Source organism: Sphaerotilus sulfidivorans (assembly GCF_013426975.1).
Classification (GTDB): domain Bacteria; phylum Pseudomonadota; class Gammaproteobacteria; order Burkholderiales; family Burkholderiaceae_C; genus Sphaerotilus; species Sphaerotilus sulfidivorans.
The window spans coordinates 19,477-42,780 of sequence record NZ_JACCPY010000021.1 but is presented as its reverse complement, the minus strand read 5'-3'; the positions used below and the strand labels follow the sequence as shown (position 1 = coordinate 42,780).

Annotated in this window: 17 protein-coding genes; 3 read left to right on the top strand and 14 right to left on the bottom strand. The window is 69.5% G+C overall.

Features of this window, described 5'->3' with window-relative positions:
* Positions 1-26: 26 nt before the first annotated feature.
* The 10 genes from HZU84_RS13070 to HZU84_RS13025 form a co-directional block, all read right to left on the bottom strand.
* Entirely contained in the window at positions 27-1,553 is a 1,527-nt protein-coding gene (locus HZU84_RS13070) for a Fic family protein (RefSeq protein ID WP_219340940.1), read from the bottom strand.
* Between the two features lie 105 nt (positions 1,554-1,658).
* A complete protein-coding gene (hepT, locus tag HZU84_RS13065; RefSeq protein ID WP_149503635.1) occupies positions 1,659-2,081 on the bottom strand; it encodes a type VII toxin-antitoxin system HepT family RNase toxin in 423 nt (140 codons plus the stop codon).
* On the bottom strand, positions 2,062-2,529 hold the full coding sequence (gene mntA, locus HZU84_RS13060) for a type VII toxin-antitoxin system MntA family adenylyltransferase antitoxin (RefSeq protein WP_149503636.1): 468 nt from the start codon (positions 2,527-2,529) through the stop codon (positions 2,062-2,064). The genes hepT and mntA overlap by 20 nt, the downstream gene beginning before the upstream one ends.
* Positions 2,526-3,890 (bottom strand): restriction endonuclease subunit S, encoded by a 1,365-nt coding sequence (locus HZU84_RS13055; protein ID WP_149503637.1) that lies wholly within the window; start codon positions 3,888-3,890, stop codon positions 2,526-2,528. The genes mntA and HZU84_RS13055 overlap by 4 nt, the downstream gene beginning before the upstream one ends.
* Positions 3,887-4,153 carry a DUF2442 domain-containing protein gene (locus tag HZU84_RS13050; RefSeq protein ID WP_149503638.1) on the bottom strand — a complete coding sequence of 89 codons (267 nt, stop codon included), beginning with the start codon at positions 4,151-4,153 and terminating at the stop codon, positions 3,887-3,889. Before HZU84_RS13050 ends, HZU84_RS13055 begins: the two co-directional genes overlap by 4 nt.
* A gap of 8 nt (positions 4,154-4,161) precedes the next feature.
* The gene (locus tag HZU84_RS13045; protein WP_149503639.1) at positions 4,162-4,431 is read right to left on the bottom strand and encodes a DUF4160 domain-containing protein; all 270 of its coding nucleotides are present in this window, start codon (positions 4,429-4,431) and stop codon (positions 4,162-4,164) included.
* A gap of 35 nt (positions 4,432-4,466) precedes the next feature.
* Entirely contained in the window at positions 4,467-6,311 is a 1,845-nt protein-coding gene (locus tag HZU84_RS13040) for a type I restriction-modification system subunit M (RefSeq protein ID WP_149503640.1), read from the bottom strand.
* Between the two features lie 103 nt (positions 6,312-6,414).
* Positions 6,415-7,839, bottom strand: a complete 1,425-nt coding sequence (ccoG, locus tag HZU84_RS13035) for a cytochrome c oxidase accessory protein CcoG (protein WP_149503641.1) — start codon at positions 7,837-7,839, stop codon at positions 6,415-6,417.
* 66 nt (positions 7,840-7,905) lie between these two features.
* The gene (locus HZU84_RS13030) at positions 7,906-8,592 is read right to left on the bottom strand and encodes an acyl-CoA dehydrogenase family protein (protein WP_180692951.1); all 687 of its coding nucleotides are present in this window, start codon (positions 8,590-8,592) and stop codon (positions 7,906-7,908) included.
* A 75-nt stretch (positions 8,593-8,667) separates the two neighbouring features.
* Positions 8,668-9,573, bottom strand: a complete 906-nt coding sequence (locus HZU84_RS13025; protein ID WP_219340939.1) for a DMT family transporter — start codon at positions 9,571-9,573, stop codon at positions 8,668-8,670.
* A 96-nt stretch (positions 9,574-9,669) separates the two neighbouring features.
* Here HZU84_RS13025 and HZU84_RS13020 point away from each other — a divergent pair, with 96 nt between their 5' ends.
* Both HZU84_RS13020 and HZU84_RS13015 read left to right on the top strand, forming a co-directional pair.
* On the top strand, positions 9,670-11,106 hold the full coding sequence (locus HZU84_RS13020) for an aminotransferase-like domain-containing protein (protein WP_149503643.1): 1,437 nt from the start codon (positions 9,670-9,672) through the stop codon (positions 11,104-11,106).
* Entirely contained in the window at positions 11,036-12,712 is a 1,677-nt protein-coding gene (locus HZU84_RS13015) for an ATP-binding protein (RefSeq protein ID WP_244954266.1), read from the top strand. Before HZU84_RS13020 ends, HZU84_RS13015 begins: the two co-directional genes overlap by 71 nt.
* Before the next feature lie 18 nt (positions 12,713-12,730).
* Here the strand turns inward: HZU84_RS13015 and HZU84_RS13010 are convergent, their stop codons facing one another.
* Together HZU84_RS13010 and clpB are read right to left on the bottom strand one after the other, a co-directional pair.
* Positions 12,731-14,812, bottom strand: a complete 2,082-nt coding sequence (locus tag HZU84_RS13010) for a catalase (RefSeq protein ID WP_149503644.1) — start codon at positions 14,810-14,812, stop codon at positions 12,731-12,733.
* A 118-nt stretch (positions 14,813-14,930) separates the two neighbouring features.
* The gene (gene clpB, locus HZU84_RS13005; protein ID WP_149503645.1) at positions 14,931-17,519 is read right to left on the bottom strand and encodes an ATP-dependent chaperone ClpB; all 2,589 of its coding nucleotides are present in this window, start codon (positions 17,517-17,519) and stop codon (positions 14,931-14,933) included.
* 135 nt (positions 17,520-17,654) lie between these two features.
* Between clpB and HZU84_RS13000 the strand changes: the two genes are divergently transcribed.
* A complete protein-coding gene (locus tag HZU84_RS13000; RefSeq protein WP_180692949.1) occupies positions 17,655-18,683 on the top strand; it encodes a radical SAM protein in 1,029 nt (342 codons plus the stop codon).
* A gap of 22 nt (positions 18,684-18,705) precedes the next feature.
* Here HZU84_RS13000 and HZU84_RS12995 read toward each other — a convergent pair whose 3' ends face one another.
* Positions 18,706-20,100: an efflux transporter outer membrane subunit gene (locus tag HZU84_RS12995; protein ID WP_149503647.1), complete on the bottom strand. Its 1,395-nt coding sequence runs from the start codon at positions 20,098-20,100 to the stop codon at positions 18,706-18,708.
* A gap of 20 nt (positions 20,101-20,120) precedes the next feature.
* Entirely contained in the window at positions 20,121-23,297 is a 3,177-nt protein-coding gene (locus tag HZU84_RS12990; RefSeq protein WP_149503648.1) for an efflux RND transporter permease subunit, read from the bottom strand.
* Between the last annotated feature and the right edge of the window lie 7 nt (positions 23,298-23,304).

Below are 23,304 nucleotides of genomic sequence, written 5' to 3'. Positions count from 1 at the left end.
GTTTGGTGTTGGGTGTCGTGTGGTGGTCAGTCGGCCGCGTCCGGCGCCGCCAGGTCCGGCACCAGGGGCAGGCCTTGCATGGCCCGCCTGACCGCGTCCTCGATCGCGTCGAGCACCTGGGGCTGCACGCGCTCTGCAAACCGCTTGCGGCGGTTGTTGGACAGCACGCCGCCGTTCTGGTGGATGGTCACGATGAGGGTGGACAGATCGCTGCCGCGCAGGTCATGGCGGGCGTCGATGTGGCGCCTGACCTGATCGAACAGCGTCAGGAACTCCACCTCCTGGCGCATGTGGATGTCCAGGGCCGCTTCGGCCATGGTCAGCGTGAAAGCAGCCGCGTCCGTCAGATCCATGGTCCTGAACCAGAGGTCGGCGCCCTCGGCCCAGTCGTAGGCGTAATGCTCGTCGCCCGCCCAGGTCACCTGGCACAACTGGCGTGCGGGCTGGCTGAAGGCGGTCAGCGCGCTCAGGTAGGCGGCCTCGTGCTTCTTCATCGCCACCGAGACGGGCAGCAGGAACTGCGGCGGCAACAGGCCCGTCTGCCCCAGGCAGTGATGGATCAGGAAGCGCGACAGGCGGCCGTTGCCGTCCATGAACGGATGGATGAACACGAACGCAAAGGACACCACGGCCGCGTGGACCAGCGCATCCAGCCCGGCGGCGCGCTGGTTGGCCAGACGCATCAGACCGTCCATCAGTGCCACCGCCAGCTCCGGCGCCGGCGGCACGTAGGTCACGCCGACAGCGCCCGGCACGTCCCTTTGCAGCCGGTTCTGTTCGGTGCGGAACTGCACCGCCAGGTCGTACGGGTTGGACAGGGCGGCGTTCTGCAGTTCCACCAGCATCTCTTCGGTGATCGGCCTCTGCTCATGCGCGCGCCGCAGCAGAGCGGCGAACCGGGCGGTCTTGTCCTGGCTGGGCGCCTCGCCCTCGATGGCGAACGAGCCCTCGGTCTCGCTCAGGTAGGCCCAGGCCAGGGCGCGCTCCAGCATGGCGGCACCCACCGATTCGGCAAACGCCTTGGCCTGCGCCAGGATGTCCCGGTCCACCAGGGCCTGGATGGCGGGCGTGCGGCGCACCACCGGGCAGAAATCCAGCTCGCCCAGGCCGTTGAATTCGATGCGCCAGCGCGCATCACGCCGGGCCGTTCCGACAAAGTAGTCGTCGGGGTCGAACAGGGGCGCGTAGGCCGAAGCCACCCGGAAATCGTCCAGCCCGGGCAAATGCCGACCGTGCCAGCGCTCCCACAGATGCCCCAGCTTGCGCCCGTACACGCTGTTGGGCGCGGCCCGCACCTGTGCCGCCAGATCCTCGGGCGGCATGCGGCGCAACGCACTCAGCAGCAGCCCCAGATGCACGCCCTCGTGCTTGAGTGCGAACAGCGCGTGCTGCAGCAGCGTCGGCCCCGGCGCGAGCTTGTCCGGCACCGACAGCCCACCGTCCGCCACGCGCACGATGCGGTTGACGCCCGGGGTCAGCCGCGCACGCCGTGCCCCCAGAAAGTCCGGCACGCCCAGCGTGTCCTGGATCCACGCATAGCCGACGTTGCGCATGTCAGATCAAGCCTTTTCGCCCGAAAAATCGTCAGTGTCTCCACTTTTTTGCCAGAACACTCTTTCGCCGGCACTTTTTTTTCAGGCCACCTCACAGAGGCCTGCTCAAGGCTGCCCGCCCAGCAGCCGCGCGCTGTACGCCAGGAAGTCGTCCAGATGGCGGGTGATGATCTCGATGGTGATGGGCAGCTGCAGGGTCTGGTAGTCGTGCACCGCGATGTTGCGGTAGCCGACCATGGCCTGCAGGCGCCGGGCCAGCGCGGCGTCGATGCGCCCGGCCGTGGCCAGCAGCGCGAACACGTCGCGGGCGCTCTGCGGCACGCCGAGCCGGTCGCGCCGGACCAGATGCTGGCCCATGTCGAGCGCCGCCTCGCAGGCGCGCTGGATGTTGAGGATGGCCGCGTCCTGGCGCGTGAAGTCCTCGGCGAAGGTCTGCGGGCCCTTGGCGTATTCCTCGCGCGCCCGGCGCACGCAGCGCTCGATCGTCGCGGCCTTGTTGATCAGGACATCATCGGGGGGCGTGCTCATCGTCATGGTCGTCGGGGTGATCGTGGGGGGGCTGCGCGGCCGGCGGGCGGGCGGCCTCGCCGTAGACCCGGCCGGTGCGCGCGATGTCGGCCAGCAAGCCGGCGCGGTCGGTGTCGAGCGCGGTCTTTTCGCTGAGGATGAAACTCTCGTACAGCGCCGCCTGCGCGTCCAGCGCCCAGAGCCGCTCGCCGGTGGTGATGATCTGGTACTGCATCACGGTCGAGGCCGCGCGCAGGTCGACCAGATCGACCTCCCGCCCGAGCTGCTGCGCCAGCCCGGCCGCCACGTCCCACAGCGCCAGCGGCTCGGCCTTGCCGGCCACCAGCACCGCCAGATCCACATCGCTGTCCGGCCCCGCCGTGCCGCGGGCCACGCTGCCGAACAGGTACACCGCCAGCACCCCGTCCAGCCGCTGCCGCAGCGTCTCCACCACCTCCGCCCGGTTCATGCCGCCACCGCCTGCCGCACGTCGATCTGCCCGGTCACCGCCGCCGCGATGAGCGCCGCGCGGCGCTCCTTGAGCAGGGCGATGGCGCGTTCGGCTTCGGCATAGAGACCATCAAGTGCGGCTGTTTTCTCCGTGATGAACGCGATGATCTTTTCCTGCTCTTGCTGTGACGGCAACGGCATCAGCAGATCAAGAATGACCGATTGCCCGATATTCAGCATGGAACTGCTGGCACCACTTGCCCCCAACTCAATCTGAGATCGTGCGACCCCGGTGCCGAGATAGGCCGCAATGAAATCAGCGGAGCATAAATTCTCGATCAAGCGCAGCCGATAAAGCTTGTCGCACAGCATCAGATTCGAGAAATCCTCAGGAACGACCGCCGCGCTGCCCACCAGCTCGCGAGTGTTCGCCCGCGACACCAGAACATCATTTTTCTTGAGCGCGTAATGCTGGACGGGCTGAAGCTCGGGCGGCAATTTCTTGTTTTCATCCGCCCTAAAAATGCCCCCGTTCACACACCCGACTTTCAGGACACCCCATTCATCAACGGAAGAAACCGGGAAGTTCTCGCATTGCGGACTCCAGCCCTGTTCAATCGAATGGATCAGGCTCTTGATGCGCCGCACCTCCCAATGCGCCGGCACCTCCCCCAGCCACGCCACGCCGGAATCCTTCATCGGCGCGGCGGGGTCGAGGCCGCGCGTGACGGCGTGCGAGAGGGTGGCTTGGCGCTTCTCGGCCAGCAGTTGGATGAGTTTCTCCTGCTCGGCGATCAGGGCGTCGATCTTGGCGGTTTCGTGGTCGAGGAAGTGCGCGATGGCGGTTTGCTCGTTGTAATCGGGCGTTGGAATGCGAATTCCACCCAATACGCCAGCACTCAGGTTTGCCATCGTAGAGCCAACAGATACCAAGGAAAGCAGCTCACGTACGTATGGCGTACGCATGTAAACAGAAAGAAAATCAGGCCTCATATGAGACTTGAGTCGAATCAAAAGACTGCCTGTGCCGCAAAGCCACCCCGCCTCAAGAGCGGAAACCACGGCACAGCGGCCCATCTCACCTCTGCGACCGACCACAACATCACCTGCTTGAAGCCTGTGCTGAATAAGCCTTTGTGCATCAGCATCACTGACAGAACAGGAATAGTCAGGTACGATTTTTTCGCCAACAATATTTGAAGGATTAACTACAGGTATTCCTGCATCAACGTAGTCATCCGAGTGAAGTTGACTTCCAAATGGTCCCGTCTGCAACAAATCACATATTTGCGACAGGGAAGTAATCTCCCAATGCGCCGGCACGTCCCCCAGCCATTGCACGCCGCTGGGCTTGTAGTGCGGATATTTCGGCAAGCTCATTCGGACGCACCTTGCCGCTGATCGTCCGGCAGGGGCACGGAATCGTCGTAAAGCGTTTCGGGCGCAATGTCGATTTCGCCCGGCCAGACGGCAGTGCCGTATTCGACACGCACACGCTCGAACAAGGCCGGCGTGGCGATGCGGTTCCAGGGTTTCATGGCCAGCAGCGGTCGCATGTCGAAGCGGCGGCGTTCGCCATTTTCAAATTCGAGGTCCAGGTGGAAATCCGGCCGGGGGGCGATGGTCTTCACGTCCAGCAGCATGGCGCACCTCACTGCAGCGGGGCGATGCGGAAGGGCTCGTCGCCGTTGACGGCCAGATCCCAGTCGACCATCAGTTCTTCCTGATGAATCTCGATCCATGCCAGCACCAGCTTCAGCTGTCGGGCCGGAATGGCGCCATCCAGCACGGTGCCATCGGCGATGGCGATGGCCGCTTCCTGCCCTTGGTAGCGCACGTGGATGTGCGGCAGATGGTGGCGTCGGTTGTCCCGGTAGAACATCAAAACCAGGATGCCGTAGAACATGCTGATGGTGGGCATGGTGCAAAGTCCTTCGTCGGAGTGTTCAGTGTGCGTCAGCCCTGGGCCAGGGTGCCCAGCATCGCCATGATGTTGGCCGACACCGCCTTCAGCTCCTCGTCGATCGCGTGCAGGCTGCGCGGCGGCTCGAAGACGTAGAAGTGGCGGTTGAAGGGGATCTCGTAGCCGATCTTGCTTTTCTCGGCGTCGATCCAGGCATCGGGCGCGTGCGGCAGCACCTCGCGGGCGAAGTAGGCATGGATGTCTTCGCTCAAAGGCACGTTCTCGGTGTCGCGCAGCGCGCTGTCGGGCTGGGGCTTGCCTTTCTGCTTGCCCTTCTGGCCGAGGACCACCGCGCCGGCGGCGTCGCGCAAGGGGCGCTCGACGGTGATGGTGGTGTAGCCGAACTCTTCGTTGCGGAAGATGCGCGCGATCGGCACGCGCTTCAGGCGCCCGCCCTCGGGCGGCCGCGGCGCGGTGTCGGTGCCGGTGACCAGGCGCGGCTCGCCCACCGGCTGGCCCTGCGCGTCGAGCACCGTCACCTGCTCGGCCTCGGCGAAGTCGCCGAAGAGGCGCGTCACGGTGGCGATGTGCTCGTCGCTCATCTCCCGGCGCTTCGAGCCCAGGCTCTTCCTCATCTTCTGCCAGAAGCCGCTGGCGTCGATCAGCTGCACGAAGCCGCGCCGGTCCTCGGGCTTGCGGTTGGAGACGATCCACACATAGGTGGCAATGCCGGTGTTGTAGAACATGTCGGTCGGCAGGCCCACTATTGATTCGACCAGATCGTTCTCCAGCAAGTAGCGGCGGATCTCGCTCTCGCCGCTGCCCGCGCCGCCGGTGAACAGCGGCGAGCCGTTGAGCACGATGCCGAAGCGGCTGCCGCCCTCGGCGGGCGGGCGCATCTTGCTCACCAGATGCAGCAGGAACAGCATCGAGCCGTCGCTCACCCGCGGCAGGCCGGGGCCGAAGCGGCCGTCGAAGCCCTTCAGCTCATGCTCCTGGCGCACCTGGCGCTCGACCTTCTTCCACTCCACGCCGAAGGGCGGATTGGCCAGCATGTAGTCGAACTGGCGCTGGGCATGGCCGTCATCGCTGAGCGTGTTGCCGCAGACGATGTTGGCCACGTCCTGGCCCTTGATCAGCATGTCGGCCTTGCAGATCGCGAAGGACTCGTCGTTGAGTTCCTGGCCGAACATGGTCAGGCGCGCCTGCGGGTTGTGCGCCAGCAGATGCTCGGCCGCCACCGACAGCATGCCGCCGGTGCCGGCGGTCGGGTCGTAGACGGTGCGCACCACCGCGCGGCCGGGCGCCAGCACCTCGCTGTCCTCGATGAACAGCAGGTTCACCATCAGCCGGATCACCTCGCGCGGGGTGAAGTGCTCGCCGGCCGTCTCGTTGGAGATTTCGGCGAACTTGCGGATCAGCTCCTCGAAGACGCTGCCCATCGTGGCGTTGTCGACCGTGTCGGGGTGCAGATCGATGCGGGCGAACTTCTCGGTGACCAGATAGAGCAGGTCCGCCTTGGCCAGCCGCTCGACCTGGGCGTGGAAGTCGAAGCGCTCGAAGATGTCGCGCGCCGCCGGCGAGAAGGCCTGCAGATAGGCGTAGAGGTTCTGGCGGATGTGGTCCTGGTCGCCCAAGAGCGTGGGCAGGTCCAGCGGGCTGGCGTTGTAGAAGCCCACGCCGGTCTTGCGCAGCAGGAAGGGCTCGGGGTTCAGCCCGGCCTGGGTGCGCGCCGCATGCTCGGCCAGCACCGCCGGCTTGGTGGCCTCCAGCACGCAGTCCAGCCGGCGCAGCACGGTGAAGGGCAGGATGACGCGGCCGTATTCGCTTTGCTTGTAGTCACCACGCAGCAGGTCGGCGACCGACCAGATGAAGGACGAGAGGGCTTGGGAATTCATTCAGGGCAGCGGCGATCAGACCGGTCGACTTCAGGGCCGGGCGATGATAGCCGCGGGCCTGGCGCCTCTGCCGCTCGTGGGTGCCCGCCACCCTGCCCCGCCCTCACCTCGGCACGATGAAGGTGCTGCGCTCGCTCACCCGCTCGCCGGTGGGCAGGGTGACGATCAGCTCGACCGGCAGCGTGCGGCCGGCGCGCTCCAGCGCGGCCTCGGCCGGCAGGCGCACGCTCAGCGCCATGTCGGCCGTGCCGGCGGCCGGCAGCGGCACGATGCGCGCGGGCTCGGCCCCCAGCACCAGCCCGTCGTCGGTGCGCACCGCGAGCTCGCCGCCCAGCGGGCGGCCGGTGTTGTTGCGCAGCCGCAGGCGGTAGACGTTCTCGACCGCGCCGTCCTCGACCGGGCGGGCCATCACGCCGCGGTCGCGCAGGATGTCGAAGCCCAGCGGCGCGCGCGCCGCCAGCCCCCAGGCCATGGCCGCCAGCGTCAGCGCCAGCAGCCCGGCGTAGACCGCCACCCGCGGGCGGGCCAGCCAGCCGCGCAGCCCCGCCAGACCGCCGGCCACGGCACCGTCGCGGGCGGCGAAGCGGATCAGGCCGGTGGGGCGCTGCAGGCGCTCCATCACCCGGTCGCAGGCATCGATGCACACGCCGCAGCCGATGCACTCGTACTGCATGCCGTCACGGATGTCGATGCCGACCGGGCAGACCTGCACGCACATCGTGCAGTCGATGCAGTCGCCGGCGCCGGGCGCGCGCGCCTTGCCCGCCTTGGCCGGCTGGCGCGGCTCGCCGCGCGGCAGGTCGTAGCTCACCACCTGCGTGCGCGGATCCATCAGCGAGCCCTGGAAGCGCGCATACGGGCACATGTGCAGGCAGATCTTCTCGCGCAGCCAGCCGGCATTGCCCAGCGTGGCCAGGCCGTAGAACAGCACCCAGAAGATTTCCCACGGCCCCGTGGTGCCCGCCGGCACCGAGGCCGCCAGCTCGCGCATCGGCGTGAAGTAGCCGACGAAGGTGAAGCCGGTCCACAGGCTGAAGCCGATCCAGGCCAGATGCCGCCCGCCGCGGCGCAGGATCTTGTCCGCCGTCCACGGCGCCGCGTCCAGCCGCAGCCGCGCGCTGCGGTCACCCTCGAAGCGGTGCTCGATCCACAGGAAGATCTCGGTGTAGACCGTCTGCGGGCAGCTGAATCCGCACCACACCCGCCCGGCCAGCGCGGTGGCCAGGAAGAGCAGCAGCGCCGAGGCCACCAGCACGCCGGTCAGATAGATCAGGTCCTGCGGCCACAGCACCAGGCCGAACACGTCGAAGCGCTGGCGCTCCAGATGGAAGAGCAGCGCCTGGCGACCGTCGACCTGCAGCCACGGCACGCCGAGGAAGAAGGCCTGCGTCAGCAGCACCATCGCCCAGCGCCAGCGGGTGATGCGCCCCTGCGTCGCGCGGGGCTGGATGCGGCGGGCCGGCTCGATGACCGGCTGGATCGGGATCACCCGCGGCGTCACGCGCGCGGGCAGGTCGTCGGGTTTCATGAAGGCGTCTGTCCTTGTTCTGGAGATCTGAAGAACCTGAAGAGCTGGAGAGCCGGCCGGCTCGGCTCAGGTCAGTGCGGCGCGCAGCACCCGGTCGACCGCGGTGATCCGGGCCAGGCGCTCCGCGCTCAGGCCGGCGTCCGGCTCGTCGGCGATGTCGAGAATCTCGTCGTCGCGGAAGAACAGCGCCTGCGCCTGCAGCTCGGCGGTGCGGGTGCCGTGCCAGTCGGCCTCGGGCCGGTCGGGACTGCGGCGCAGGCCGTCGTCGTCGCCGCTGAGCAGCACCCGCGCGCGGCGGCCGCCCTCGAAGCAGGCAGGCGCCACCAGCACGAAGCCGGCCCACTGCAGATTGGCCGCCAGGCCGAGCCGCCCCTGCAGCCGCCAGCCGCGCTCGAGCCGGCGCGCGGCCAGCGGCACCGGCGCCGAGGTGGACGGCAGCAGACAGGCGCCGGCACGGCCCCCGGCGATCAGGTCGGGCAGCAGGTAGTCGGCCACCGCGCGGTTGTGCGCGGCGTGCAGCTGGTCGATGCACAGGCGCTGCGCCCACAGCACCCACGCGGCGCCGGGGGCATGGCGCGCCAGCGTCCGGGCCGCGCGGCCCAGCTCGGCCAGCGTGCCGCCCTGCCCGCCGGCCTCGGGCGGCAGCGCCAGCGCGGTCAGGCCCTCGCGGGCGATCCAGGAAAGCCACAGATCACCCTGGATGACCGGGTTCAGATGGGCGGGAACGGCAGCAAAGGCAGGATCAGCAGGCATGGCGCCGACTGTGCGCGCGCCCCTTCTGATCCGACAGACTCAGAAATCGTCAAAACAGACCGGATCAGATGGGAGTCAGAGGGGAATCAGCCGGCGCCGCGCCAGCGCGTTGTCCCAGGCGATCAGCAGCCCGGCGGCGACGATGACCAGGCAGCCGGCGACCATCGCCGCATCCACCCGCTCGCCGAAGACCAGCGCGCCCACCGTCAGCCCGAACAGCAGCCGGGTGTAGCGGAACGGCGTGACAGTGGCCAGATCGCCGGTGCGCATCGCCTTCATCAGCGCCGCATAGGCCAGCGTGCCCACGCCGACCGCGCCGGCCAGCAGCGCCAGCGCCTCGGCGGTCGGCAGCGTCCAGGCCGCAGGCCGCCCCAGGGCGTAGAGCGCGCCGGCCAGCGCCAGCGTCAGGAAGCCGAACACGCCCAGATGCAGCGTGCCCAGCGCCGGCGGCACCGCCCGGCTGGCCAGATCGCGCCCGGCAAAGCCGATCATGCCCACCACCGCCAGCAGCGACAGCGCCGAGAAGTCGCCCGCGCCCGGACGCAGCACGATCAGCACGCCGAGCAGCCCCACCCCGACCGCCACCCAGCGCCGCCAGCCCACCCGCTCATGGAAGAACAGGCTGCCGCCCAGCACCACCAGCACCGGCGTGGCCTGCAGGATCGCGGTGGTCGTGGACAGCGGCGTCAGCGCGATCGCCAGCGCGTAGAACAGCCGCCCGACCAGCTCGAACAGCGCCCGGCCCGCCATCAGCCGCGAGCGCGCCACCGGCTGCAGCAGCCTCACGCCCTGACCCCAGGCCAGGACCGCGAAGACCAGCGCGCCGCCCAGGCCGCACAGCACCAGCACCTCCGACAGCGGCAGCGCCTGCACCGCGCGCTTGACGAACAGGTCCTCCAGCGCAAAGGCGGCCATCGACAGCGTCATCCACAGGATGCCCTGGACATTGGGAGGAAGCGAAGGCTTCAGCGAATGTGTCATCGCGCGATTGTCGGGGCCCGCCCGGCGCCGGCACCGGTACAGATCCGGCGCATTGCGACCGGATCAGCCGCGACATCCGCCGCGACAATCGCGCCCATGCCCCTCTACACCGATCTGGCCGACGAACTGGCCGACGCGATCCGCCGCGGCGCGCTGCGACCGGGCGAGCGCCTGCCCTCGGTGCGCCAGGCGCGCGCCAGCCGCCAGGTCAGCGCCGCCACCGTCTTCCAGGCCTACGACCTGCTGGAGTCGCGCGGGATGATCGAGTCGCGGCCGCGCTCGGGCTTCTTCGTGCGTGCGGCCCGCGCCGCCAGCGCCGCCGAGCCGCAGGCCGCGCCCGCCTCGCCCGAGGCCACCGAGGTCAGCATCGGCGACCTGGTGATGCAGGTGCTGGGCTCGACCCGCGACCGCGATGTCGTGCCGCTGGGCTCGGCCTTCCCGAGTCCGCGGCTGTTCCCGCTGCGGGAACTGGCGCGCTGCGGCGCACGCGCGCTGCGGGCGCTCGACCCGGACCGGCTGCTGGAGGACCTGAGCGCCGGCAACGAGCGGCTGCGCCATCAGATCGCCCGGCGCCAGGCGCTGGCCGGCATCGCGGTCGATCCGGACGAGATCGTCATCACGCACGGCGCGATGGAGGCGCTGGACCTGTCGCTGCGGCTGCTGACCCGGCCGGGCGACATCGTGGCGGTCGAGTCGCCGACCTTCTACGCGGCGCTGCAGGCGCTGGAGCGCCACGGCCTGCGCGCGGTCGAGCTGCCCACCGATCCGCGCGACGGCGTCGATCCGGACGCGCTGGCGCAGGTGCTCGAGCGCCACCGGGTGGCCGCCTGCTGGCTGATGCCCAATTTCCAGAACCCGCTCGGCAGCCTGATGCCCGAGGAGCGCAAGCGCGCGCTGGTGGCGCTGCTGGCACGCCACGGCGTGCCGCTGATCGAGGACGATGTCTACGGCGAGCTGCACCACGGCAGCCGCCGCCCGCTGCCGGCCAAGGCCTTCGACGCCGCCGGCGAGGTGCTGCACTGCACCTCGTTCTCGAAATGCCTGGCGCCGGGCTACCGGGTCGGCTGGGTCGCGGCCGGGCGGCATGCGCCGGGGCTGCGCCGGCTCAAGACGCTCACCTCGCTGGCCACCGCGGTGCCCTCGCAGCTGGCGATCGCCGAATACCTGGCGCAGGGCGGCTTCGACCGCCACCTGCGCGGTCTGCGCCGCCAGCTCGCGGCGCAGCAGGCGCGCATGCATGCGCTGGTCGAGGCGCATTTCCCGGTCGGCACCCGGCTGGCGCGACCGCAGGGCGGCTATTTCCTGTGGGTCGAGCTGCCGGAGGGCGGCGACAGCCTGGCACTGCAGGCGCGGGCCGCCGCGCTGGGCATCAGTCTGGCGCCGGGCGCGCTGTTCAGCGCCTCGGGCGGCGACCGGCGGCTGCGGCGCGGCCTGCGGCTGAACTTCGGCCACGCGCCGGGCGATGCACGCATCGAGCCGGCGCTGGCCGCGCTGGGCCGGCTGGTCGCCGCAGGCGGCACGCCTGGCACGTAAACTTGCTCGCATGACCACCTCGTCCATGCCGCCCCGCCTGAAGCTGCCCCTGGGCATCCAGAACCTGGCCAAGCTGCGCCAGCAGGGCTGCTACTACGTCGACAAGACCGGGCTGGCGGTCGACCTGATCGAGGCCGGCTCGTACTACTTCCTGAGCCGCCCCCGTCGCTTCGGCAAGAGCCTGCTGGTCGACACCTTGAAGGAGCTGTTCGAGGGCAACCGGGCGCTGTTCACCGGACTGGCCGCCGAATCGCGCTGGGACTGGTCGACACGCCATCCGGTCATCCGCATCAGCTTCGCCGGCAGCGTCAGCGATCCCGCCCGCCTGGAGGAACGCATTCACGAGCTGATCGACGAGAACGAGCGGCGCCTGGGCGTGCAGTGCACCTACCGCAGCGTGACCGGGCGCTTCACCGAGCTGATCCGGCTCGCGCACGAGCGCCATGGCGCACCGGCCGTGGTGCTGATCGACGAGTACGACAAGCCCATCCTGGACCGCATCGCCGAGCCGGCGCAGGCCGAGCGCATGCGCGAAGGTCTCAAGGAGCTCTACGAGAGCTTCAAGGCGGTCGACGAGCACCTGCGCTTCGTCTTCCTGACGGGCGTGTCGAAGTTCAGCAAGGTCAGCCTGTTCTCCGGGCTCAACAACCTCACCGACATCACGCTCGATGCGCGCTGGAGCGCGCTGTGCGGCTACACCGACGAGGACATCGACACCGTCTTCGCGCCGGAGCTGCCCGGTCTCGACCGCGACGAGATCCGCCGCTGGTACAACGGCTACAACTGGCTCGGCACCGGGGTCTACAACCCCTACGACGTGCTCAACCTGTTCCAGAAGCGGGTGTTCGGTGCCTACTGGTTCGAGACCGGAACCCCATCCTTCCTGGTCAGGCTGCTGGCTGAACGCAAGGTCTTCCTGCCGCGGCTGCAGGCACTGCACACCAATGCGGCGCTGCTCTCCAGCTTCGATTTCGACCGCATCGCCCCGGAGGCGCTGCTGTTCCAGGCGGGCTACCTCACCATCCACGATGTGCGCCAGCCGGTGCTGGGCAGGTGGATGTACACGCTGGGCTATCCGAACCGCGAGGTCGAAGCCAGCCTGAACGAGGTGCTGCTGCCCGAGTACGGCGTGTTGGGCGATGCCGAGGCGCAGGAGCGGCTGACGGTGATCTTGCAGCGTGGCGCACTCCACGAGCTGGAGACCCTGATCCGGTCGCTGTTCGCCAGCATCCCCAGCGACTGGTACCGCAGCAACCCCCTCGCTGGCTTCGAGGGCCACTACGCCAGCGTCTTCTACAGCCACTTCGCTGCACTCGGACTGGATGTGCGGGTGGAGGACGCCACCAGCCACGGTCGCATCGACATGGCAGTACTCTACGCCGGGCGGGTGTTCCTGTTCGAGTTCAAGGTCGTCGACCGCCAAGCGACCGGTGCAGCGCTCCAGCAGATCAAAGCGCGGGGCTACGCCGACAAGTACCGTGCCCGCGGCGAGCCGATCCATCTGGTCGGCATCGAGTTCGGGCGCGCAGAGCGCAACGTCGTCGGCTTCGAGGTGGAGACAATCCAGGGGCTCGCGCCCCTCAGTGCACCGTCGGCTGGAAGCTGAGCCAGCTTCGGCGCCGATTCAAGCCAGATCACGCACCTGGGGTTCGCGCGCCCAGTGACGCTGCAAGCCCGCAGCGAGTAGGGCATCCAGCGTCACCGTGGCCTCGTCCTGACCGATCCCGACCTGATCCAGCAGCGTTCGAGTGGCCGGGCAGTGCGCGATCACCTTGCAATGACTCCAGGCATCGCGGAACCACTGCGCGACAGCAGCATCCCGCAGCAGCCGCGTGACCGCATCGGGAGAAAGCGCGCCGACCACCGCGTCGAACAGCACCGAGGGCGAGCCGGCGAGCTGGCCGTCGGCCTTGAGCGTGCCGCCCTTGAGCCGGAGCTCGCCCACCTTCGGCGCGACGAGAAAGACACTGCCTCCCGCCGCCCTGATGTCCGTGCAGAGCCTGCGGATGCTCGACAGACTGGAGCCCTCGTCGAACAGGATCGCGACCTTGCGCCCGGCAAAGCCGTGCGGGGCACGCGCCTGCATCGACAGCACGGTCGACGGCGCCATCTCGACCGGCTCGCGCGCCACCGGCGCGGCGTCCGGCAAGGGCATCGCCAGACCGCAGGCCACGCGCGAGGCGAGGTCCTCGTCAACGCGGCGCAGGCGCGAGAGCACCCGGCTGCGGATCGCCTCGACCTTGACCTTGGAGAGCTCGAACACCAGCGCCGAGGCGATGTGCGCCTGCTCGCTGGCGGTCTGCGAACGCCAGAACATCGTGGCCTGGCTGTAGTGGTCGGCGAAGAGCTCGGCGCGCACGCGCAGCCTGCCGGTGGCCGGCGCCCCGATGCCGGAGAAGGAGCGGAAGCCCTCGCCCGGCGCCTCGCGCGGGCCCGGGTCCTCGCCGGCCTCGGCCAGCGTGTTGGGCTCGTAGTTGGCGCGGCCGCGCGGCACGCGTGTCTGCATCAGGCCGTCGCGCTGGAAGTTGTGGAACGGGCACTTCGGCGCGTTGACCGGGATCTGGTGGAAGTTGGTCGTGCCCAGGCGCGACTTCTGCGTGTCCAGGTAGGAGAACAGCCGCCCCTGCAGCAGCGGATCGTCGCTGAAGTCGATGCCCGGGATCAGGTTCGAGGGCAGGAAGGCCACCTGCTCGGTCTCGGCGAAGAAGTTGTCCGGGTTGCGGTTCAGCGTCATGCGGCCGACGATGCGCACCGGAATCTCCTCCTCGGGGATCAGCTTGGTGGCGTCGAGCACGTCATAGGGCTGCTTCGCGGCCCAGGCCTCGTCGAAGACCTGGATGCCCAGGTCCCAGGCCGGGAAGTCGCCGGCCTCGATCGCCTCGAACAGGTCGCGGCGGTGGAAGTCCGGATCGGCCCCGGCGATCTTGACCGCCTCGTCCCAGCAGGTCGCCGCCAGCCCCAGCACCGGCTTCCAGTGGAACTTGACGAAGCGGCTCTCGCCCTCGGCGTCGACCAGGCGGAAGGTGTGCACGCCGAAGCCCTCCATCATGCGCAGGCTGCGCGGCAGGGCCCGGTCCGACATCGCCCACATCACCATGTGCATGGCCTCGGGCATCAGGCCGATGAAGTCCCAGAAGGTGTCGTGCGCCGAGGCCGCCTGCGGATAGCCGCGGTCGGCCTCCATCTTCACGCTGTGGATCAGGTCGGGAAACTTGATCGCGTCCTGGATGAAGAAGACCGGCATGTTGTTGCCGACCAGGTCCCAGTTGCCGCTGTCGGTGTAGAACTTGACCGCGAAGCCGCGCACGTCGCGCGGCGTGTCGACCGAGCCGGCGCCGCCGGCCACGGTCGAGAAGCGCACGAAGACCGGGCAGGTGGTGCCGGCCTTCTGGAAAAGCGAGGCGCGCGTCAGCTCGGGAATGGCCTGCGTGCACTCGAAGACACCGTGCGCGCCGGAGCCGCGGGCATGCACGATGCGCTCGGGAATGCGCTCGTGGTCGAAGTGGAAGATCTTCTCGCGCAGCACGAAGTCCTCGAGAAGCGTCGGACCGCGCTCGTGCGCCCGCAGCGAGTTCTGGTTGTCGCTGACCGGCACCCCGTGGTTCGTGGTCAGCACCGGCACGCCGGCGCCGGCGCTCTGGTGGGTTTCGCCGGCCTGGCCGGTGCTCAGGGCGGGAACATCGGGACGCGGGGTCTTCTTGGGCATGGGCACCTCGTGGGAGCGGTGGAACATCGATCCCGCCACTCTAGGAAGCGCCCGGCCCCGCCCCTGTAGGACAGGGACGAGACGGCCGTCGGAAGAACCCGCGCGTGCCGGGCCCCGTTCAGTGCACCGTCCGCCCGAAGCTGAAGCCGCCGTCGGCGCCGACCTCGATCGGGATCAGGTCCTTCGGCCCGAACTTGCCCTCCAGGATCAGCCGGGCGACCGGGTTCTCGATGCGCTGCTGGATCGCGCGCTTCAGGGGCCGCGCGCCGAACACCGGATCGAAGCCGACCTTGGCCAGCTCGGCCAGCGCCGCCGCCGACACCTCGAGCTGCATCTCCATCTTCGCCAGCCGGGCCTCCAGGCCCTTGAGCTGGATCTTCGCGATCGACTCGATGTGCGTCTGGTCGAGCGCGTGGAACACCACCGTCTCGTCGATGCGGTTCAGGAACTCCGGGCGGAAGTGCTGCTTGACCTCGCCCCAGACCGCGTCCTTGATGTCCTGCGGCGGCTGGCCGGCCATCGACATGATCAGGTGCGAGCCCAGGTTGCTGGTCATCACGATCACGGTGTTCTTGAAGTCCACCGTGCGGCCCTGGCCGTCGGTCAGGCGCCCGTCGTCGAGCACCTGCAGCAGCACGTTGAAGACATCCGGGTGCGCCTTCTCGACCTCGTCGAGCAGCACCACGCTGTAGGGCTTGCGCCGCACCGCCTCGGTCAGGTAGCCGCCCTCGTCGTAGCCCACGTAGCCCGGCGGCGCGCCGATCAGGCGGCTGACGGTGTGCTTCTCCATGAACTCGCTCATGTCGATGCGGATCATGTGGTCTTCCGAGTCGAACAGGAAGCCGGCCAGCGCCTTGCACAGCTCGGTCTTGCCCACGCCGGTCGGGCCCAGGAACAGGAAGCTGCCCAGCGGCCGGTTCGGGTCGGAGAGGCCCGCGCGGCTGCGCCGGATCGCGTCCGAGACCGCGACGATCGCCTCGTCCTGGCCGACCACACGCTCGTGCAGGCGGCCCTCCATCTTCAGCAGCTTGTCGCGCTCGCCCTGCATCAGCTTGGACACCGGGATGCCGGTGGCGCGGCTGACCACCTCGGCGATCTCCTCGGCGCCGACCAGGGTGCGCAGCAGCTGCGGCTTGCCGCCGGCGGCCCTGCCGGCCTCCTTGGCCTGCGCCTCCTTCAGGCGCTTTTCCAGATCCGGCAGCTTGCCGTACTGCAGCTCGGCGACCTTGTCGAAGTTGCCCTTGCGCTTGAGGTCCTCGATCTGCACGCGGATGCGGTCGATTTCCTCCTTCACCTGGGCCGAGCCCTGGGCCTGCGCCTTCTCGGCCTTCCAGATCTCCTCGAGGTCGGCGTACTCGCGGCCCAGGCGCTCGATCTCCTCCTCGAGCAGGCCCAGGCGCTTGATCGAGGCCTCGTCCTTCTCGCGCCGGACCGCCTCGCGCTCGATCTTCAGCTGGATGAGGCGGCGGTCGAGCTTGTCCATCACCTCCGGCTTGGAGTCGATCTCGATCTTGATCTTGGCCGCGGCCTCGTCGATCAGGTCGATCGCCTTGTCGGGCAGGAAGCGGTCGGTGATGTAGCGATGGCTCAGCTCGGCCGCGGCGACGATGGCCGGGTCGGTGATCTCCACGCCGTGGTGCACCTCGTACTTCTCCTGCAGGCCGCGCAGGATGGCGATCGTCGCCTCGACGCTCGGCTCGTCGACCAGCACCTTCTGGAAGCGGCGCTCCAGCGCGGCGTCCTTCTCGACGTACTTGCGGTATTCGTCCAGCGTGGTCGCGCCGATGCAGTGCAGCTCGCCGCGCGCCAGCGCGGGTTTCAGCATGTTGCCGGCATCCAGCGCGCCCTCGCCCTTGCCGGCGCCGACCATGGTGTGCAGCTCGTCGATGAAGAGAATGATGCGGCCCTCGTCCTGGCTGACCTCCTTCAGCACCGACTTCAGCCGCTCCTCGAACTCGCCGCGGAACTTGGCGCCGGCCAAGAGGCCCGCCATGTCCAGCACCAGCACGCGCTTGTCCTTCAGCGACTCGGGGACTTCGCCGTTGACGATGCGCTGCGCCAGGCCCTCGACGATCGCGGTCTTGCCCACGCCCGGCTCGCCGATCAGCACCGGGTTGTTCTTGGAGCGGCGCTGCAGCACCTGGATGGCGCGGCGGATCTCGTCGTCGCGGCCGATCACCGGGTCGAGCTTGCCCAGGCGGGCGCGCTCGGTGAGATCGAGCGTGTATTTCTTCAGCGCTTCGCGCTGGCCCTCGGCCTCGGCCGAGTCGACGTTCTGGCCGCCGCGCACCGCGTCGACCGCGCCTTCCAGCGCCCGGCGGGTCAGGCCGCAGGCACGCACTGCATTGCCGTAGTCGGTCTTGGCGTCGCTCAGGGCCAGCAGCACCATTTCGGTGGCCAGGTACTGATCGCCGCGCTTCGAGGCCTCCTTCTCGGCGGCCTGCAGCAGCGCGACCAGGTCCCGGCCGGGCTGGAGCTGCGCGCCGTCGACCTTGGGCAGGCGCGAAAGCGCCGCGTCGGTCGCCTCTTCCAGCGCGCGCAGGCTGACGCCGGCGCGCTGCAGCAGCGAGCGCGGGCCGTCGTCCTGGTTCAGCAGCGCCTGGACGAGATGGGGGGGTTCGATGTAGGCATGGTCGGCCGTGTTGGCCAGGCTCTGCGCGTCGGCCAGGGCCTGCTGCAGCAGCGTGGTGAGCTTGTCGAGTCGCATGGGGATGGCTCCTTCCAGTTGAGCTGCAATTGGGGAGGCGACGGAGGCATTTCAAGAGGCGAAGCGGCGCGAGGCCTCCGGCCCGGATTGATCCATCGCAAGGGCGGTCACGGGCGCATGGCAGACTTGCGGCTCATGCAATCCGATCTTCCTGCCCGCCTGGAGCGGCTGCGGCGGCAGACAGAGCGCGAGGGCTGGGATCCCCCGGAGCATGCGCCCGGCGCACCGCTGCCTCCGGTGACGATCGACGAGCCCTGCCGCAGCCTGCTGCGCGCCAACGACTCGCCCGATGTCGACATGCCGCTGTCGATCAACCCCTACCGGGGCTGCGCGCATGCCTGCCTTTTCTGCGAGGCGCGCCCGGACGGGACCGAGGCCCGCCTCTTCGCCAAGACCCATGCCGCCGAGCGGCTGCGCGAGGAGCTGCGCCGTCCCGGCTACCGGCCGCGACCGATCAATCTCGGCGCGGCCACCGATGTCTACCAGCCGGCAGAGCATCGGCTGGGCATCACCCGCGCGCTGCTGGAAGTGCTCGAGGAGGCGCACCATCCGCTGGCCATCGTCACCCGCTCGGCCGGCATCGTGCGCGATCTGGACCTGCTGGCGGCGATGGCCGCACGCGGCCAGCTGCTGGTGCTGATCAGCCTGATGACGCTGGACATGGCGCTGGCGCGCCAGCTCGAGCCGCAGGCCTCCGCACCGGCGCAGCGCCTGGCGGCGATCCGGGCGCTGGCACGGGCGGGCGTGCCGGTCGGGGTGAACCTGTCGCCGCTGGTGCCGCTGCTGAACGAGCCGGAGATCGAGCCGATCATCGCCGCGGCCGCGCGGGCCGGCGCGCGCACCGCGCACGGCACGGCGCTGCGGCTGTCCGACACCACCGCGCCGCGCCTGCGGCGCTGGCTGCAGGACCACCGGCCCGAGCTGGCCGCGCAGGTGCTGGTGCAGGTTCAGGTCGACGACAGCCCGGACATGACGGCCGACCCCGGCACGGCGGCAGCCGCGGCCGACCGGATGCGCCACCGCCTCGAGGCCGCCGCCGCACTGCACGGCCTGGCCCTGACACCGCCCGCGCTGGACCTGGGCGGCTTCCGCCCCCCGCGTGCACCGCTGCCCCGGCATGCCGCGCACTTCGAGCACCGTACCGGGCAGGGCCGGCTGTTCTGATCGGACCCGGTCGAGGAACGGCTCACCCGCCCAGCACTTTCCACAGCGCCACCCGGTTGAGCTGCTCGCCCAGGCGGACCTGCACCAGGGCCTGCTCGGCCGACAGCAGGCTGCGCTGGGCGTCGAGGCGCTCGAGCTCGCTGGCGGCGCCGTTCTGGTAGCGCAGGTCGGTCAGGCGGACGGTCTCGCGGATCGCGTCGAGCTGGGTCTGCTGCGCGGCGAGCTGGTCGCGCCAGGTGTCCAGACCGGCCAGCGCATCGGCGGTGTCGCGGAAGGCGGACTGCACCGCCTTCTCGTACTGGGCGACCGCGATGTCGCGGGCGATCTTCGCGCCCTCCAGATTGGCCTTGTTGCGGCCGGCGTCGAAGACGGTCGCCAGCAGCTGCGAGCTCATCGTCCAGGCGAACTGGCCGGCGCTGAACAGGTCCGACAGCGAGGTCGAGGCCTGACCGGCGCTGGCGGTCAGCGTCAGGCGCGGGAAGAAGGCCGCGCGGGCCACGCCGATGTTGGCGCTGGCCGCCACCAGCTGCTGCTCGGCCTCGATCACGTCCGGACGCTGCAGCAGCACCTGCGAGGACAGCCCCACCGGCACCGGCGCGAGCGTGTCGCCCGCCATCGCCGAGGTCGAGGCGGTCGGCAGCAGCTCGGCCGGCACCGGACCGCCGGCCAGCAGCGTCAGCGCGTTCAGGTCCTGGTCGCGCTGACGCTGCAGCTGCGCGCGGGCCGCGCGGGCCTGCTCCAGCAGCAGGCGTGCCGACTGCAGCTCCAGCGAGGAGGCTGCGCCCTTGTCGAAACGCAGCTGCGCCAGCTTCATCGAGGCCTCGCGGCTCTCGACCAGCCGGCTGGTGCTGGCCAGCAGATCGGTGTCGGCCGCCAGCGTCAGCCAGCTCGAGGCCACACCCGCCACCAGCGCCAGCTCGGCGCTGCGCCGGCCGGCTTCGCTGGCCAGCACCTGGGCCTGCGCCGCCTCGCCCAGATTGGCCAGACGACCGAACAGGTCGATCTCCCAGCCGCTGACCTGCAGGCCGGCGGTGTAGCTGCGCGCCGTGCCGCCGCCGCTGGGCGTGGCCGACTGGGTCAGGCCGGCACCGACGGTGGGCAGCCGGTCGGCACGGGTCACGCCCAGCTGCGCCTGCGCACGCTGCACGTTCAGCACCGCCAGGCGCAGATCGCGGTTGCGCTCCAGCGACAGCTTCACCAGCTGCTGCAGCGGCGCGGAGCGCAGGAAATCCGGCCAGGCGGTGGAGGCGGCACTGGCCGGGGCCGAGGCGGCCAGCGAGGCCGGCAGCGGCAGCTCGGCAGGCACCGGGGCGGCCGGGCGCTCATGGCGCGGCGCCAGGCTGGTGCAGCCGGCCAGCACCAGCGCCGCCACCAGCGTCGAGCCCATGGAGAGGAAGCGCGGCTTCGTGGAGATCATGTGGGGGATCATGTCGACGGTCACTTCTTGTCGTCCTTCAGCAGGGCGGCCAGTTCGGCATCGGCGACCGTGCTGAACTGCCCCGGCGCATGCGGCACGTCGTGCCCCCCCGGGAACAGGCGGCGGATGACGACGAAGAACACCGGCACCAGGAACACCGCCAGCACGGTGGCCGTGATCATGCCACCCATCACGCCGGTGCCGATCGCGCGCTGGCTGGCCGAGCCGGCGCCGGTCGAGATCGCCAGCGGCAGCACGCCCAGGATGAACGCGAACGAGGTCATGATGATCGGACGGAAACGCAGGTGGCAGGCGGTGAGCGTCGCCTCCAGCAGGCCCTTGCCCTCGGCCATCAGGTCCTTGGCGAACTCGATGATCAGGATCGCGTTCTTCGCCGACAGGCCGATGATGGTGATCAGGCCGACCTTGAAGTAGACATCGTTGGGCATGTCGCGCATCCACACCCCGGCCAGCGAGCCCAGGATGCCCAGCGGCACCACCAGCAGCACCGCCACCGGGATCGACCAGCTCTCGTAGAGCGCGGCCAGGCACAGGAACACCGCCAGCATCGAGAACGCCAGCAGGATGGTCGCCTGCGAGCCCGAGAGCTTTTCCTCGCGGGACTGGCCGGTCCACTCGAAGCCGAAGCCGGCGGGCAGCTGCGCGGCCAGACGCTCCATCTCGGCCATACCCTCGCCGGTCGAGCGGCCCGGGGCCACGTCGCCGGAGATCTTCATCGCCGGATAGCCGTTGTAGCGCACCGTCTGCACCGGGCCGGTCACCCAGCGGGTGCTGGCGAAGGCCGAGAACGGCACCTGCTGGCCCTTCGTGTTGGTCACGTTGAGCTTGAGCAGATCCTCAGGGGCCATGCGCGCCGGCGCGTCGGCCTGCACGATCACCCGCTGCAGGCGGCCGGCGTTGGGGAAGTCGTTGACATAGGTCGAGCCGAAGGCGGTGGCCAGCACCGAGGCGATGCTGTCGTAGCCCACGCCCAGCGCAGCCGCCTTCTCGCGGTCGATGTCGAGCTTGACCTGCGGCGCGTCCTCCAGGCCGTCGGGGCGCACGCCCGCCAGGACCGGGCTCTGCGCGGCCATGCCCAGCAGCTGGTTGCGTGCGGCCAGCAGCGCCTCATGGCCCTGGCCGGCGCGGTCCTGCAGCCGGAAGCTGAAGCCGGTGGCATTGCCCAGCTCCGGAATCGGCGGCGGCGACAGCGGGAAGACGAAGGCGTCGCGGATCTGCATCATCGCGCCGAAGGCCCGGCCGGCCAGCGCCTGAGCGCTGTGCTCGGGACCCTGGCGCTCGCTCCAGTCCTTCAGCGGCACGAAGGCCAGCGCGGCGTTCTGCCCCGAGCCGGAGAAGCTGAAGCCGGTCACGCCGACCACCCGGTCGACCTCGGGCTGCTTCAGGAAGAAGCCCTCGACCTGCTGCAGCACCGCCTCGGTGCGGCTGACGGTGGCACCCGGCGGCAGCTGCACATTGACGATCAGATAGCCCTGGTCCTCGTTGGGCAGGAAGGAGGTCGGCAGCCGGGTGTAGAGCCAGCCCACCGCCGCCAGCACCGCGACATAGATGACCATCCAGCGCCCGGCCTTGCGGATGATGCGCGCCACCAGCCCTTCATAGCTGTGCGTGGTGCGGCTGAACACCCGGTTGAAGGCGCCGAAGAAGCCCTTCTTCTCATGGTGGCCGCCCTCGATCGGCTTGAGCAGCGTGGCGCACAGCGCGGGGGTGAGCGTCAGCGCCATCAGCGCCGAGAACAGCATCGAGGCCACCATCGACAGCGAGAACTGCCGGTAGATGTTGCCCACCGAGCCGCTGAAGAAGGCCATCGGCACGAACACCGCCACCAGCACCACGGTGATGCCGATGATGGCGCCGGTGATCTGGCCCATCGCCTTGCGGGTGGCCTCGGCCGGGCTCAGGCCCTCCTCGGCCATGATGCGCTCGACGTTCTCGACCACCACAATCGCGTCGTCGACCAGGATGCCGATCGCCAGCACCATGCCGAACAGCGTCAGCACGTTGATCGAGAAGCCGGCAGCCAGCATCACGCCGAAGGTGCCCATCAGCGCCACCGGCACCACGATGGTCGGAATGATGGTGTAGCGCCAGTTCTGCAGGAACAGGAACATGACCAGGAAGACCAGCGCGATCGCCTCGAGCAGCGTGTGGATCACCTGCTCGATCGAGACCGAGACGAACTTCGAGCTGTCGTAGGGCACCTCGTAGCTCACGCCCTCGGGCATGAACTTCTGCAGCTCGGCCATGCGTGCGCGCACCGCCTTGGCGGTGGCCAGCGCATTGCCGCTGGGCGCGAGCTGGATGCCGATGCCGGTGGCGGTCACCCCGTTCAGGCGCGAGGTGGTGGCATAGGCCTGGCCGCCCAGCTCGATGCGTGCGACATCCTTCAGCCGCACGCTCGAGCCGTCGGCATTGGCGCGCAGCAGGATGCGGCCGAACTCCTCCACCGAGGTGAACTGGCCCGAGACGCTGACGGTGGCGTAGAAGCTCTGCGCGGCCGGATTGGGCGTGCCGCCCACCGTGCCGGCCGAGACCTGCACGTTCTGGGTGCGGATCGCATTGACCACCTCGGCCGTGCCCAGGCCGTAGCCGACCAGCCTGGCCGGATCGATCCAGACCCGCATCGCGCGCTCGGTGCCGAAGAGCTGGGCCTGGCCGACGCCGGGCACCCGCAGCAGCTCGGGCTGGATGTTGCGCGCGGCATAGTCGCCCAGCGCCACCGGGTCATAGGCCGGGTTCTTCGAGCTGAGCATGACGAACAGCAGGAAGTTCGAGCGCGCCTTGTCGACCCGCACGCCCTGCTGCGTCACCGCCGAGGGCAGGCGCGGCGTGGCGCGGCTCAGGCGGTTCTGCACCTCGATCTGCGCGATCGAGACATCGGTGCCCGGCTCGAAGGTCACGGTGATCGAGCCCGCGCCGCTGGCGTCGGCGCTCGACTCCATGTAGATCAGGCCGGGCGCACCGTTGAGCTCCTGCTCGATGACCGCCAGCACGCTGTCCTCGAGCACCTGCGCCGAGGCGCCCGGATAGGCGGTCGAGATCATGATGGACGGCGGCGCCACCGTCGGGTACTGCGCCACCGGCAGCTTGGTGACCGCGGCTGCGCCCAGCACCAGGATGAACAGCGTGATCACCCAGGCGAAGATCGGCCGGTCGATGAAGAATCGGGAAGACATCGTGTCG

Excerpts from the sequence above, each read along its gene's own strand:
- HZU84_RS13070 (WP_219340940.1), bottom strand. The coding sequence starts at position 1,553 with ATGCGCAACGTCGGCTATGCGTGGATCCAGGACACGCTGGGCGTGCCG.
- hepT (WP_149503635.1), bottom strand. The coding sequence starts at position 2,081 with ATGAGCACGCCCCCCGATGATGTCCTGATCAACAAGGCCGCGACGATC.
- mntA (WP_149503636.1), bottom strand. The coding sequence starts at position 2,529 with ATGAACCGGGCGGAGGTGGTGGAGACGCTGCGGCAGCGGCTGGACGGG.
- HZU84_RS13055 (WP_149503637.1), bottom strand. The coding sequence starts at position 3,890 with ATGAGCTTGCCGAAATATCCGCACTACAAGCCCAGCGGCGTGCAATGG.
- HZU84_RS13050 (WP_149503638.1), bottom strand. The coding sequence starts at position 4,153 with ATGCTGCTGGACGTGAAGACCATCGCCCCCCGGCCGGATTTCCACCTG.
- HZU84_RS13045 (WP_149503639.1), bottom strand. The coding sequence starts at position 4,431 with ATGCCCACCATCAGCATGTTCTACGGCATCCTGGTTTTGATGTTCTAC.
- HZU84_RS13040 (WP_149503640.1), bottom strand. The coding sequence starts at position 6,311 with ATGAATTCCCAAGCCCTCTCGTCCTTCATCTGGTCGGTCGCCGACCTG.
- ccoG (WP_149503641.1), bottom strand. The coding sequence starts at position 7,839 with ATGAAACCCGACGACCTGCCCGCGCGCGTGACGCCGCGGGTGATCCCG.
- HZU84_RS13030 (WP_180692951.1), bottom strand. The coding sequence starts at position 8,592 with ATGCCTGCTGATCCTGCCTTTGCTGCCGTTCCCGCCCATCTGAACCCG.
- HZU84_RS13025 (WP_219340939.1), bottom strand. The coding sequence starts at position 9,573 with ATGACACATTCGCTGAAGCCTTCGCTTCCTCCCAATGTCCAGGGCATC.
- HZU84_RS13020 (WP_149503643.1), top strand. The coding sequence starts at position 9,670 with ATGCCCCTCTACACCGATCTGGCCGACGAACTGGCCGACGCGATCCGC.
- HZU84_RS13015 (WP_244954266.1), top strand. The coding sequence starts at position 11,036 with ATGCACGCATCGAGCCGGCGCTGGCCGCGCTGGGCCGGCTGGTCGCCG.
- HZU84_RS13010 (WP_149503644.1), bottom strand. The coding sequence starts at position 14,812 with ATGCCCAAGAAGACCCCGCGTCCCGATGTTCCCGCCCTGAGCACCGGC.
- clpB (WP_149503645.1), bottom strand. The coding sequence starts at position 17,519 with ATGCGACTCGACAAGCTCACCACGCTGCTGCAGCAGGCCCTGGCCGAC.
- HZU84_RS13000 (WP_180692949.1), top strand. The coding sequence starts at position 17,655 with ATGCAATCCGATCTTCCTGCCCGCCTGGAGCGGCTGCGGCGGCAGACA.
- HZU84_RS12995 (WP_149503647.1), bottom strand. The coding sequence starts at position 20,100 with ATGATCTCCACGAAGCCGCGCTTCCTCTCCATGGGCTCGACGCTGGTG.
- HZU84_RS12990 (WP_149503648.1), bottom strand. The coding sequence starts at position 23,297 with ATGTCTTCCCGATTCTTCATCGACCGGCCGATCTTCGCCTGGGTGATC.